The 12,691-nt window shown below is 67.2% G+C and carries 15 protein-coding genes; 9 read left to right on the top strand and 6 right to left on the bottom strand.

Features of this window, described 5'->3' with window-relative positions; translation table 11 throughout:
• Window positions 1-812 precede the first annotated feature (812 nt).
• From Ato02nite_RS46645 to Ato02nite_RS46630, 4 genes are all read right to left on the bottom strand, one after another.
• Complete coding sequence (locus Ato02nite_RS46645; RefSeq protein ID WP_213013176.1) at window positions 813-1,295, bottom strand: hypothetical protein; 483 nt, start codon at window positions 1,293-1,295, stop codon at window positions 813-815.
• 24 nt (window positions 1,296-1,319) lie between these two features.
• The gene (locus Ato02nite_RS46640) at window positions 1,320-1,937 is read right to left on the bottom strand and encodes a hypothetical protein (RefSeq protein WP_213013175.1); all 618 of its coding nucleotides are present in this window, start codon (window positions 1,935-1,937) and stop codon (window positions 1,320-1,322) included.
• Window positions 1,938-2,136: 199 nt separating this feature from the next.
• The gene (locus Ato02nite_RS46635; protein ID WP_213013174.1) at window positions 2,137-2,433 is read right to left on the bottom strand and encodes a hypothetical protein; all 297 of its coding nucleotides are present in this window, start codon (window positions 2,431-2,433) and stop codon (window positions 2,137-2,139) included.
• 32 nt (window positions 2,434-2,465) lie between these two features.
• Entirely contained in the window at window positions 2,466-3,365 is a 900-nt protein-coding gene (locus Ato02nite_RS46630) for a hypothetical protein (protein ID WP_213013173.1), read from the bottom strand.
• Between the two features lie 116 nt (window positions 3,366-3,481).
• Between Ato02nite_RS46630 and Ato02nite_RS46625 the strand changes: the two genes are divergently transcribed.
• The gene (locus Ato02nite_RS46625; RefSeq protein ID WP_246608155.1) at window positions 3,482-4,093 is read left to right on the top strand and encodes a hypothetical protein; all 612 of its coding nucleotides are present in this window, start codon (window positions 3,482-3,484) and stop codon (window positions 4,091-4,093) included.
• Window positions 4,094-4,298: 205 nt separating this feature from the next.
• Window positions 4,299-4,547, top strand: a complete 249-nt coding sequence (locus tag Ato02nite_RS46620; protein WP_213013172.1) for a winged helix-turn-helix domain-containing protein — start codon at window positions 4,299-4,301, stop codon at window positions 4,545-4,547.
• A 15-nt stretch (window positions 4,548-4,562) separates the two neighbouring features.
• On the opposite strand, the gene Ato02nite_RS46615 is transcribed toward Ato02nite_RS46620, so the two are convergent.
• Window positions 4,563-5,258 (bottom strand): HAD family hydrolase, encoded by a 696-nt coding sequence (locus tag Ato02nite_RS46615; RefSeq protein ID WP_213013171.1) that lies wholly within the window; start codon window positions 5,256-5,258, stop codon window positions 4,563-4,565.
• Complete coding sequence (locus Ato02nite_RS46610; protein WP_213013170.1) at window positions 5,255-6,121, bottom strand: GntR family transcriptional regulator; 867 nt, start codon at window positions 6,119-6,121, stop codon at window positions 5,255-5,257. Before Ato02nite_RS46610 ends, Ato02nite_RS46615 begins: the two co-directional genes overlap by 4 nt.
• A 415-nt stretch (window positions 6,122-6,536) precedes the next feature.
• Here Ato02nite_RS46610 and Ato02nite_RS46605 point away from each other — a divergent pair, with 415 nt between their 5' ends.
• The 7 genes from Ato02nite_RS46605 to Ato02nite_RS46575 all read left to right on the top strand — a co-directional run bounded on the left by Ato02nite_RS46605 (window position 6,537) and on the right by Ato02nite_RS46575 (window position 12,666).
• The gene (locus tag Ato02nite_RS46605; RefSeq protein WP_213013169.1) at window positions 6,537-6,782 is read left to right on the top strand and encodes a DUF6284 family protein; all 246 of its coding nucleotides are present in this window, start codon (window positions 6,537-6,539) and stop codon (window positions 6,780-6,782) included.
• Window positions 6,782-7,495, top strand: coding sequence for a DUF2637 domain-containing protein (locus Ato02nite_RS46600; protein ID WP_213013168.1), 714 nt, complete (start codon window positions 6,782-6,784; stop codon window positions 7,493-7,495). Before Ato02nite_RS46605 ends, Ato02nite_RS46600 begins: the two co-directional genes overlap by 1 nt.
• A 26-nt stretch (window positions 7,496-7,521) precedes the next feature.
• Entirely contained in the window at window positions 7,522-7,704 is a 183-nt protein-coding gene (locus tag Ato02nite_RS46595; protein WP_213013167.1) for a hypothetical protein, read from the top strand.
• An 89-nt stretch (window positions 7,705-7,793) separates the two neighbouring features.
• Window positions 7,794-9,938, top strand: a complete 2,145-nt coding sequence (locus tag Ato02nite_RS46590; RefSeq protein ID WP_213013166.1) for an HXXEE domain-containing protein — start codon at window positions 7,794-7,796, stop codon at window positions 9,936-9,938.
• A 135-nt stretch (window positions 9,939-10,073) separates the two neighbouring features.
• Window positions 10,074-10,346, top strand: coding sequence for a hypothetical protein (locus Ato02nite_RS46585; RefSeq protein ID WP_213013165.1), 273 nt, complete (start codon window positions 10,074-10,076; stop codon window positions 10,344-10,346).
• On the top strand, window positions 10,346-10,684 hold the full coding sequence (locus Ato02nite_RS46580) for a hypothetical protein (protein WP_213013164.1): 339 nt from the start codon (window positions 10,346-10,348) through the stop codon (window positions 10,682-10,684). Before Ato02nite_RS46585 ends, Ato02nite_RS46580 begins: the two co-directional genes overlap by 1 nt.
• Before the next feature lie 104 nt (window positions 10,685-10,788).
• Window positions 10,789-12,666 (top strand): YfjI family protein, encoded by a 1,878-nt coding sequence (locus Ato02nite_RS46575; RefSeq protein ID WP_246608156.1) that lies wholly within the window; start codon window positions 10,789-10,791, stop codon window positions 12,664-12,666.
• The last annotated feature ends 25 nt before the right edge of the window (window positions 12,667-12,691 follow it).

The following is a 12,691-nucleotide window of genomic DNA, read 5'->3' as shown; positions in this document are numbered from 1 at the left end:
CCGCCGGCCATCCAAGCCGATTGCCTTCGGCGCTCGATAGGAAGCCGTCTTCCCCGAGTGCCCGCCGGAGGCTTGGTCTTTGAGCTAAGGGTCCGGGGCGCTGCCCCGGCCCCCGGAGGCAGCGCTCTGCAGGTCAGCTATCCCGTGTTGGCCATGCTGTCTCTCGTTGGAAGTTGGCATTGCCGGTCGGACAAACGGTCATACCGTGCTAGTAGCTCGGAGGGTTATCTTCAGAGCGTGTGCCGTGGGAAGCAGCGCTTGACAGAAGCTGTAGAGTGCCCTACACTCGCCTGGGGCGAGCTTCTAGGCTACGATCGTCCTCATGAACTTCTACCGCCGAAGGCGGGCTGTCAAGATGGCGGCGTCCGGGGATGGTCCCCCCGAACGCCGCACTCGGCCCCGCGCACGCAAATGCCCGCAGAACCGCAGCTCTATTGTATCCGGCTGGGGTCCTGCGGGACTTTCAACGCTGGTTTGGTCAGCCGCACAGCTGGTCATGGCTATAGCCGTTTTGGTCCACGGCTTCCCGACGCACTAACGACAAACGCCCCGCGTCTGGGCCGCACGTAGGACCCAACGTGCTGCCCCCGCCGTTCGGCTTGATCCGAGTGGCGGGGGCATCGCTGTGTCTGGCGACAGTCTGGGGCAGCGCGGGCGGCGCCGATCCCCGAGCTGCGCCTTTGAAGACGTACTGGAGGTTGAACAGGTATCCCGTGGCCGACCGTGTCCCGTGGCCGGCCAGTGGCCGACCGCAACCGATCTTCCAGCGATCTGGAGCGCTTTATACCGGCAGGTGTCCGCTCTGCCGGAGGCTAGGTGTTCACCTCAGGGCTGACAAGGCTTCTTTCCTGTTGTTTGGCTGCGTTACTGGCGCCGTTCCCAAGGACATACAGCGCGATGCCGACCAGCAGTGCGGTCAGCAGGCTCCACCACTCTCCAGACAGCCCGCGGACGAGCCCATACGTAACCAGTCCAAACAGAGTTCCTAGGCTCGCGAAGCGGACTCCTCTGGCGACGTTGCGGGCCTTCCGCAATGACTCGCGGGAGACCGTGTTCTGCTGAAGCGTCTGCCTCACGCGCAACCCTGACATCGTGAGCATCACCGCAGCGACGGCCAGCACCAAGCCCCCGACAGCCAGGGGAAGCCCGGGTAGCTCGCCAGCGGACAGCAGGGCAACACCCCAGATCGTGATTGGCGCGGCGAGGATCAGGATGGCGATCAAGGCCGGGATCATCCGCTTTCCGGCGCGGCGCACCAAAGCGGGATCGGGTACTTGTATTCGGTCGTCGGTCATAGGTGCTCCCGGCGCTCTGGGCGGTCAGGATGTGCGGAGGTGCCAGTTGGTGTTGTTGTTGTCGTTGAGGCTGCCGTCGGCGATGAGTCCGGTGGTGGATCGTGGCCAGTAGCCCTGGGGGAAGCCGTCGTTGTTGTTGACGCGTTGCAGTAGGTCTTTGTATTGGCTTGCGATGCCGGTCAGGTAGGCGATCGCGGCAGTGGTGACTGCGGCGAGGATGCCGAGGACCTTGACCGTCGATACGCCGGCGCCGGCTGCTGCCGGTGGTGCGCCGACGCCGGTGGATGCGGCGGTCAGCCAGGTGATGAGTTCGATGATGAACGGGACGATGGCGGCGAGGACGCCGAGCCAGAACGCGATGATGGCGCCGGCGACTTTGGTCAGGGCGTCGTCGATGTCGTCGGTGGCGGCCTTGATAGCGGCGAGGGCTTTGGCCTGGTCGGGCAGGGTTCCGAGGTAGGCGGTGGCGGCCGGGCCTTGCCAGTATTCGTCGGTTTCGGTTTGGCCGGTGGTGGCTTGCGCCATGAGGCCGGTGACCCGGTTGCCGACCTGTTCGGTCCAGACGGTGCCGTGGTTCCACAACGTCCAGGGCACGCCAGGCTGGGTGAAAAACTTGCCGATTTCGGAGCCGAGCTTCTGCACCAGGTCGACGAACCGGTTGAGCAGGTCGACTACGTCATCCCAGAACGGGCCGAGCCAGGCGCCGACGCGATTGCATGCGTCAACGATCTTGTTGCTGAGGTCGTTGACCCTGTTTAGGCCGGCCTCGACTCGGCTGAGGGTGTCGTTTAACTCGCCCTCGGACAGCGGTAGTGGTGCGCCCATGCCGGTCGTCCCCCGTTTAGTAGATGCCGGTCATCCTGTGCACGGCGTTGGCCTCGTCCTGCTCGTAGCCATCGGCGGCGGCCCGCAGCGCACCGGCCAGCTCGGTGAGGTTGTCGGCGCCTTCGTTCAGGAGGCGATACAGCCGGTGTTGGAGTTGCTGGTAGGTCTCTGTCAGGCCGAGCTGGTCAGCCAGGTAGGAGAAGTGCATCGCACTGAGCTGGAGTTGGCCGGCGGCTCCGGCGGCGTCCCGCAGTTCCGCGGCGCCCGCATCCCACGTTGACGCGTCTTTGCGTAGTGCGTCGATCGCGGCCATAACTTGTTGCTTGTCTGGGGGTGGCACGTCTTTCACCTCCGCTGGTCGTCGTCGGTGTGTGGAACCGGGAGGCCCAGAGCAGTCAGGAGCGCGGCCGGATCGGACGTGATTCGGTCCAGGTCCGGGAAGGGCCACTGGCGGGTGAGCGATCGTTCAGCGAGCCGATCGATCGTGGCATATCCGTCCGCGATCGCCGAGGTGATCGCCGTGCCAATCTCCTGTCCGCCGGCCCGGTCGGCCCATCGCTGGTCGAGATCGAGGCCGGATAGTTCTTCGCCGGTCAAGGTCGCGGTGACGTGGCCGGTGGAGTCGCGACCGGTTGTGGCCTTCTGGCTGCGGGCGGTTGCTTCCAAGGCGAGAGTGTCGAACCGGTCGGTGGCGTCCTGCAGCAGGTACCAAAGGCCACGAATGGAGTCGGTGTCCACCGCAGGACCATTGGTGGGATCGGTGCTGCTCAACGGCAGGTTCGATGTCTCCCGGGCAATCTCGTCCGGCGAGACGACTTCGTTCTTGGTCCGGCCGACCTCGGCCGCCCATGTCTCGATGCGGCGTTTGCCCGCTTCCTGATACGCGGCCAGCACGGCAGTGCCGAGGCTGTTCGCGGTCAGGTGGGAACGCCATCCCGGCGCGACCTCGGCAGTGTGGATCCGCCCGGCGGCGGTGAGGACCACGCGCACCTGCCCAGAGGGATCCCGACCGGACGACTCCACCACCGAGGCGGCCGCGGTTCGCAGCCTGCTGTCAAGAAGCGACGCTTCCCGGCCGAGCTGGGCGAGTTCGGCGAACAGGTCGGAGAACGTGTTGCTGCTACCACCCGCCACGATGGACTCCAGTTTCCATCCGACAGCAATGCGCACACAGTAGTCGAGCAGAGCCAGAAAGTGTCTGCCGATTGATCTATCTACTCGGGGCCCTGCCTCCGGTTGATACATCGACGGCAGTAACCGCACTGCGGCACGTCTCTGGTGATCGGCGCGACCGGAGCGGGCCGCGATGCATGGGATGCAAATGCCCGACCCGGATCGATCATCGTGACTATATTCTCGGCATGATCGCGAACGTGCGCCGTTGGGTGGACAGCGTTGCCGGCTTCCAGGGCCGCTATCTGCGGTGGGAGAGCCGAGCCGTGCGCAGGCTCGGTGGATGGTCTGTCCCTCGCCGGTGGGCGACGTTCGTGCTTCTGCCAACCCTGCTGTTCTGTTGCGGAGGGACGGTGGTCGGCGTGCCGGCTGCCTGGGTGCTTCGTCAAACCATGGAAGCGAGCCGTGGTGCGCCATCTCCAGACGCGGCGGCCGACTCTTACCTCATGGCGCTTGGCTACAACACCGAGGATGGCTTGCTTCCCATACTCGACAACGACCACCAGGATGACCTTCTGGCGGAATGGCGCGCCTACCGCAAGGCCATGGACAACACCAGCCCAGCGCCGTCACGGCTCGACTTCGGCGCCCTAGCCGTCGGCCAGGTGGTAGACGGTCGAGCCGAGGTAACTACCGAGGTCTCTGCCACATGGTGGGGAACCGACGGCCGCGCGATCGCGTACAGCAGCGAGGAATACACCTGGCGCTTTAAGACCCGCGAAGACAACGGCTGGCAGGTCGTGTCGGTGGAGGCGCCAACGTGGTGCGGCGGTTACGTGCGACTTGACGCCTGCGCTTAGGCGAGCGTGCCTGGCGCGTAATGTGCGCAAAGGCGAAGGCCCGGGGCAATGTGAGTGCTCCGGGCCTTCGTCTCGACCACGGGTAGACCGCCGCCGGGCTACCGCGCTACCTGGGCTACCTAAGCGCCAACCGAGGTTGCCCACTGACAACCTGCCATAGCTAGCGTTGGCTAGTCAATGGCTAGCTATAGGTGATCTACTCGGGATGCCAACCGAGGAGAACACCGTGCCGCCACGCTATCGGTATGAAGAGATCGCCGACGACCTGCAAAAGCGGATCGAAGCTGGGGAGTTTCCGCCCGGCTCGCGCCTGCCGAGTCGTCGTGAGCTGACCGCACACTACGACGTGACTGCACCGGTCATCGATCGGGCGATGCAGATCCTAAGGGTCAAGGGCATCACCGAGACACTCGCCGGCGTCGGGGTCTATGTGAAGGATTCGCCGGGCGCATAGGTGCGGCCGCCCGGCTCAGTCGCCGGTATCGGTGATCAGCGCTGCGGCCAGCGGTCCCATGCTGTCGATCACCACATCCGCCCCCGCCTCCTGGAACACGGTCGCCTTGGCCGGCCGGTTGGCGTAGCCGATCGTCCGGACTCCGGCGGCGCGGCCGGCCTCGATGTCGGACAGGGAATCTCCGATGAGGACGGTTTTGGCTGCCTGAACGCGGAGGTCCCGGACGGCCTGCAGGACCGGCTCGGGGTTCGGTTTCATCCGTGCGGGATCGGCGTAGGCCCGGCCGACGATGGGGGCGACGTAGCCGGCTAGCCGATGTGCCACCAGGTAGGCGGTCACTGCCTCTGCGGAGTTGTTGCTGACCACCGCGACCGGCAGGCCGGCTTGCCGTGCCGCGACGATGACCTCTCGGCTATACGAGGTGGGCGCGGCACTCTCGATGGCGCGAAGCTCTGCTGCGCGGAGAGCATCTTCAACAGCTCGGGTGAGCGTCTGTTCTGCGGCCGATCCCGTCCAGCGCAGCACCTCGAGCGGGTCGGTCTCCGAGGCCAGCTGCGGCGGCAGGCTCACGCCGCGACGTTGCAGCAGCTCGACCAACTCCGCGGCGATCTTCGGTGCCGGGTAGCCAGCGAAGATGCTGCACACGGGGCCGTCGAAGTCGAACAGGATTGCGTCGGTCTCGGCGATGAGCCGAGCCAGGTCGGCGCTCATCCGTTGTACCGATACGCGATCGTCGACCACATCGACTCGAACCATTGGCGAGACGCCTCGACGAACTGGGTGCCGTGCGAGGTGTCGTCGTCGGTCACGGCGTAGTGGAACAGGGGCACGTCCTTGCCCATCAGGTCGTAGATGGCTGTGGGCTCACCCTTGATCGAGACGGTCCGTTCGACGACGGGGTAGAAGCCGTAGAAGACCTCCTCGTTGTTCAGGATGTAGAGCTTGAACAGGGGAGAGGCTCGGTGCATGCGCACCTCGACGTTGGTGGAGTGGACTAGGCCGAGGTCGCCCAGCTCGGCGACCTGGTCGAGGATGCCGTCTGCGGCTCGGCGGGTGATGCGTTCGGCCCGTTCGCGTACGGCTGGATCGTCGGCCTGTGTTTCGGCCCGTGATGGCAGGGCCATCGGTGCGGTCATGTCGGAGATCAGGACACGTACGGCGATCGACTCCGGCGCTAGCCGGCCGACTCTGACCTTGTCGAGTGCGCCAGCTAGTGCGTCTCGCAGGGTCTCGCCGGAGAAGCCGGCGAAGTCGATGGTGACGTGCGGGCGTTCGAAGGTGGCTTCGATGTGGGGGCGCAGCTCTACCGCCCGTTGGGTCTGGGCGCGGACGAAGGCTCCGCTGCCCTGGCGGGTGACGATCAGCCGTTCGGTGCGCAGGATTTCGAGTGCCCGCTTCACGGTTTCGCGGGCAACTCCGTAGCGGGTCGCTAGCTCGGGCTGCGATGGCAGTTTGTCGCCGGGTTCGAGTCGCCGCGTGAGGATGGCCGCGCGCAGCTTGTTGGCAATCTGCTGTGAAGCCTGTTTCGGATCGTCCGGGTCGAGCTGACCCAGGAATTCGAGGTTGTCAGTCACCAGATAACGGTATCTCTGACTAGCCAAGTAAGGGAAGTTCCATCGAAAAGTATTGACCTGGCTAGCCAGGCATGCGTACGTTGATTGCGGCAACCTGACTAGCCAGGCAAGCCAAGAGGTCGGCAAGGACCGGAACGACGGCACGTAGTTGCCGCACGCCGAGACACCGCCGAGTCCTCATTGCTCATTGAGAACTGCATACGTGACCTGCGGGGTTGCCCGGGTGTTCGGCCGTCGACCTGTCCGGCCGTCCAGACCTGTCCACCCATCCCGCTCAACGTGCGGCGCTTGGCAGCGCTTCACGCCGTACCCCTCAGGTCGCAGGGGTTGCGCCGATCGGCGCAACCCGCCTCGTATTCCTCACCTTCCCGCAGGCCGCGCCAACGTCGCCGGCCTTGTATCCGGAGGAAATCCCGTGAGAAAGCTGCACCTGGACACCGATGAGCCGTCGGCCGCCGACCTGGACGCGATCGAGGCCGAGTGGCCGCTGATCGCCGCCGACCTGGACGTACTCGACGCTCAGATCACCATCATCAACGCCGCCGACCGTGGCGGCCCGACTGCCCTGGACTGGCGCAGACTGCGCCGAGCCGAGGCACACGTCACCCGCATTGCCGCCGACCTGGCAACGCGGACCAGCGCTCGGAAGGCGGTCGCCTGATGAGCCAGGACCTCGAACGCCTGAAGCGCATCGGTTGGGCCGTGCGGGCGGTCTTCACGCTCGGCATCACCGCCTCGTTGGCCGGCAACGTGCTGCACGCCGAGGACAACGCGATCAGCCAGGCCATTTCGGCATGGTCACCGATGGCCTTGCTGCTGACGGTGGAGCTGATCTCCCGAGTGCCGGTTCGCAAGGGAGCGGCCTCGTACGCCCGGCTTGCTGCGACCGCGGTCATCGCTGGAATCGCGGCGTGGGTTTCCTACTGGCATATGGCCGGCGTCGCCACTCGCTACGGCGAGACCGGGGCGTCACCGTTCCTGCTGCCGTTCAGCGTCGACGGGCTGATCGTGGTCGCCTCGATCAGCCTGGTCGAGATCGGCGGTCGGATCCGCTCCATGACTGAACCGGTCATCGAGACACCGACGGTGAGCGCACCTGCGTCGGTTGTCGCCGATACGCCGTCGGTTGTCGCTGCTGATCCGGCGCCAGCAGTGGAGAAGGTGCCGGTCAAGCGGGTCACTCCGCGTCCGGCGTCGGCAGCCAAGGTCGCCAAGGTAGCCGCGAAGATGCCCGGCGCTTCGGCCGTCGCCATCGCGGAGAAGGCGGGCGTCTCGCCGTCGACGGCGCGTCGCCACCTCGCCGCGCAGCGCGTCACCAACGCGTCACCAACTGGCCCGGACCCTGCGGAAATCCCCGTTCTTGCCGCCGCCTAGCCCGGTCATCACGCAAAGGAGCACTCATGGACGACGTAAACCACTGGCGAATCACCTTGCTCGCGCTACGCGGTGATCTGCGGTCACTGCGCGACTGGGCGGAACGCCAACTCGACGGAGACGCGGACTGGCAGAACGTCACCGAGTACATGACCGCTGCCCTTGACGCCCTGATCGCCGGCGAGAACCCACCGACCTATCCGTCCTGACTCCGCCCGGCGGCACGGCTCAACCGACCAAAGCAGCGCCGTGCCGCCGGTCCCTCCCGCAAGCCCAACAGCCCACTGGAGAGAACCTGATGGTGCCCCAGAACCCGCCCCCTGACGACAACAAGTTTGACTGGACCGCCGCAGAGAGCGACGTCGCCGAGGTCGTCGACCTGGACGAAGCCCGTACCCGCCGCACCACTCCTGGGGCGGGAGATACCCACTTTGAGGTGACCCTCGACGAGGCGCCGTCGGCCGGCGGGATGCCCGTTGACCCGCCGCCGTCCGGCGCGGCCGGGCGGGTACCGATCGTGCCGGTCGGCTGGTCGACGTGGCCGAACATCAAACACAGCATCCGGCAGACCCTCGCGGTGTTCGCCTACCGCTGCGGCTTCCACGCGCTGCGCTCGCCGAAGTACGCGATCCTCGCCGCGTTCTGGGCCATCGTCGGGATGTTCCGGCTGGCCGGGCGGCAACTGAAGTGGTGGTGGGTCACCGAGCAGTACGCGCTTCGGCAGGCCACCGCCGACGCCAACGATCCGGCGATGTGGCTCAAGCTGCACCGGGAGGTCAAGGCCACCCGGATGTGGCGGTTCATCGTCCTGTGCGCCGAAGCGTTGACAGTCGTGATCGGCGGGCCGCTCCTGTACGCCACGGCCCCGTGGTGGGCGCTCGCCCTGGTCGCCGCCGGTGTGGTCGGATTCCTGGCGCACGTCGGCCGCCCCGATGACCGGCCGATCATCACCCCCGCCACCGTCGCCGGGCGGTTCCGGCGGGTGAACCCGGACATCATCCTTCGCGCCTACTACGCGGCCGGGCTGGGGCACCCGGACAAGCCCCATCAGCAGATCAGCTTCGGTTCAACCATGGCCCGCGACCCGTCGGGCACGGGATCTCAGGTGTCAATCGACCTGCCGTACGGCAAGACCTTCGACGAGGCCGTCAAAGCGCGCGGCGCGATCGCGTCCGGGCTGGACGTGGCGATCTCGCAGGTCTTCATCAGCCGGGACTTCACCTCCCACCGGCGGCACACGCTGTGGGTGGCCGACCGGGACCCGCTCTCGCAGGGCGCCGGCCGAACCCCGCTACTGCGGTGCAAGCCCACCGACGTATGGCAGCCAGCCCCGTTCGGCCTCGACGAGCGCGGCAACAAGGTGTTCGTCGACCTGCTGTGGAACAGCATCCTGATCGGCGCACAACCGAGGCAGGGCAAGACCTTCGCCGCGCGGCTGCTGGCCCTGTACGCCGCTCTTGACCCGTACGTGAAGCTCACCGTCCTGGACGGTGGCGGTAAGCCGGACTGGCGAAAGTTCGCCCTGGTCGCCGACCGGTACGCGTTCGGCCTGGCAATGACCCGCGACGGCGACCCCGCCGAAATCGCCTTGGAAGCGCTGCGAGAGATCAAGGCCGACGTCCAGGACCGATACGAGCGGCTCTCGAAACTGCCGGTCGATATCTGCCCGGAGGGCAAGCTCACTCGGGAGATCGCACGGGATCCGCAGTACAACATGCCGGTCCGGCTCGTGTTCCTCGACGAGTTCCAGGAGTACTTCGACCTCGGCGACATCTCCAAGGAGATCGCGTCGCTGCTGGTCTACCTGGTCAAGGTCGCCCCGGCCGCCGGCGTCGGATTCGTCGACGCCACACAGCGGCCGTCCGGGATCGGGTCGGGACAGGTGGCCCAGCAGTTCGTGTCCTTCCGCGACAACCACCAAGTCCGGTTCAGCCTGCGCACCGGCTCATGGCAGGTGTCCGACCTGGTGATGGGGTCCGGGGCGTACTCAGAAGGACACGACAGCTCGACCCTGCTGCCGTCCTACAAGGGCGTCGGGATCCTGCGCGGCGCTTCCGACGCCACCCCGACCGTGCGGACGTACCTCGCGGACGCGGACGACGCGGAAAAGATCCTGATCGCCGCGCGGAAGCTGCGGGAAGCCGCGGGCACCCTGACCGGCATGGCGGCCGGGGAAGACGTCACCCGGACCTCGCGGGACGTCCTGGCCGATGTGCGCGGCGTGATCGAGCGGGCCGAAACCGGCGCCCAATGGGAAGAGATCGCGTCCCGGCTCGCCGACCGGCTGCCGGAGGCATACGCGGACGTGACCGCTGAGTCGATCTCAGCTCAGGTCCGAGCGTTCGGTGTACGCAGCGTAGACGTCAAGCGGAACGGCAAAGCCCTCAAGGGCGCCAAGACCGACGACATCGACGCTGCGATCGGCCGCCGGAAAGCCGCCTGAAGGTCGCGGACCAGCCGCGACCGGTCGCGTCAACGCGACCCGACCCGCGACCGGACTGGTCAGGCCATACATCGGCCGGTCGCGGGTCGGCCCAACCCCAGCTCAAGCCCTGAAACCTGCCTGTGGAGGCTTGCTGTGCCCACCCTCGCCGCGACCGCAACCCCAACCGCCAGCCTTTCCGGCCTGCTCATCCTCGCCCTGCTCTTCGCCACGCTGTGTTACGGCGTCGGCTGCTGGATCTGGCCGTTCGGCGCCTGCCGACGCTGCAAAGGCACCGGGAAACGCCGGTCACCGTTCGGCCGCGCGTTCGGCCTGTGCCGCCGCTGCGGCGGCGACGGCCGCCGCCTACGGGTCGGCCGGCGGATCCTCAACAGCCTGCGCGAGACCCACGACAAGGGCACCCATTGATGGCCACCCGAATCATGGCCCGACTATCCCGCCGCGAGACCCCGCACACGACCTGGTGCGCGCAGGACCACCGCTGCGGCGTGGCCGAACACCGATCGCCCGACATCACCGCCGACGAGATCGGCGGCCGAGCATGGCTCACCCGCATCCGCGCCGGGGACGTCGAGTACATCGAGATCCGCGCCCGGATTCCGTTGCACAGCAACGAAAAGGTGGCCCGCTGGCAGCTGGCCACCGCGTTGCAGATCATGCGCGAACTGCTGAACGAGGTCTTCCCGCGGCTGTCCCGGCTGACCGGCCGCGAGCAACGTCCGGCGATCAGCCGCCGTACCGCCTGACCGCCGTAGCCCCGACTTCGAGAGGAACCGAGGTGACACAAGCCGGGTACGACCTGGCCGCCGAGCAGGCCGTCATCGGTGCCGCCCTGCTCATCCCCACCCTCATGGCCGACCTGGCCGCAAACCTCACGCCGGGCGACTTCGGCCGCCCGGCGCACCGGGTGCTGTGGGAGGCGATGTGCGGGATGCACGCGGCCGGCATCCCGACCGACCCGATCACCGTGACTGCCGACCTGGCCGAGGCTGGCGACCTCGGCAAGATGGGCGGGGCACCCTACCTGCACACCCTCACGGCAGAGGTTCCGTCGGCCGCCAACGCGGGCCATTACGCGGGCATCGTCGCCGACCTGGCGAAACGGCGGAAGGTCGCCGACCTCGGCACCCAGCTCGCCCAGCTCGCCGCATCCGGCGCCGATGCGGCCGACATGGTGGCGGCCGGTCGGGCGATGCTCGACGATGCCGACGTGCCGGGCGGCTGGTCGCCATTGATCCCGCTCGGCAGGGGCCGACACCTTCCCACCTTCCCGGCCGAGTTGTTACCGGGCTGGGTGGCCGAGCAGGTGGCCGCTGTCGCGGAGTTCACCCAAACACCGATCGACGCGGCCGGGAGCATCGCGCTCGCCTGCCTGTCGACGGCGGCCGGTGGCCGCGCCGAAGTCGAGGTACGCGGATCCTGGAGGGAGCCGACGAACCTGTTCACGGTCGTGGTCCTACCGCCTGGCTCCCGTAAGAGCGCCGTGTTCGCGGCGATGGTCGGCCCGATCCTGATGGCGGAAAAGGCTCTCGCGGAGCGGACCGCTCCGGCGATCATCGAGGCTGAGCTGTCCGCGAAGGCCGCGGGCAAAGCGGCCGAGAAAGCGGCGCTCGCCGCCGCCAACGCTGATGGCTCATCGCGGGACACGCTGATTGCGGAGGCGACGGCCGCCGCGATGAACGCCGAGGCGATCACGATCCCGGTCAAGCCTCAACTTGTCGCAGACGACGTGACCAGCGAGACGGCACAGAAGATCCTCGCCGAGCAAGGCGGCCGGCTAGCCGTGCTGTCGCCGGAGGGCGGGATCTTCGCGACTATCGCGGGCCGCTACTCCGGCACCCCGAACCTGGAGGTGTTCCTCAAGGGCCACGCCGGGGACATGATGCGCGTCGATCGGTTGTCCCGCGACGGCGGACACGTCGACAAACCGGCCCTCACGATGGGACTCGCGGTGCAGCCGGAGATTCTGCGGGACATCGCGGGCATGCCCGGCTTCCGGGGACTCGGGTTGCTGGCCCGGATCCTGTTCGCCGTCCCGGAGAACACCGTAGGACGACGGAAGATCGGTGCGGATCCTATCCCTACCGAGGTAGCGGCGGAGTACACGGCCAATCTTCACGCCCTGGTTCTCACGCTCGCCGAGTGGACCGATCCGGCCGTGCTGGTCCTCACCCCCGACGCCAACGAGGCCGTGCTCAACATTGAACGGCAAGTAGAACCCCGGCTCGCCCCGGGTGGCGCCTGGTCGCACATCGTCGACTGGGGCAGCAAGTACACCGGGGCGGTGATCCGGATCGCTGGGCTGATCCATCTCGCGGAGCAGCTGCGCGACGGATGGGGCAAGCCCGTCGAAGTCGACACCATCGAGCGGGCCGCGTTGATCGGCGAGTACTACGCCGCTCACGCCCTGGGCGCGTTCGACGACATGGGCTCCGACACCGCGACCCGCAACGCGCGGGCCGTCCTGGCGTGGATCGAACGCACCGGCAGCCGAGCGTTCACCAAACGCGAAGTGTTCCGGGCGCTCAAGTCATCGCAGATCCCGACCGCCGCCGACTTCGACCCGCCGCTGTCCATGCTCGAAGCACACGGCTACCTCCGCCAGCTCGACTCGCCCACACCGAAACGGGCCGGGGGACGGCCCCCGTCGCCGAGCTTCCTGGTCAACCCGGAGGTCCACCAACCGGCCGCAACGGTGCACCCGCTCACCGCGCGCCGGGCCTCATAACCCCGTCTGCCAGAACTGCCACAAC

The organism is Paractinoplanes toevensis, from assembly GCF_018332695.1.
GTDB classification, from domain to species: Bacteria; Actinomycetota; Actinomycetes; order Mycobacteriales; family Micromonosporaceae; genus Actinoplanes; species Actinoplanes toevensis.
Note: the sequence above shows the minus strand (reverse complement) of the source record. Positions and strands in the feature narration are given on the sequence as shown.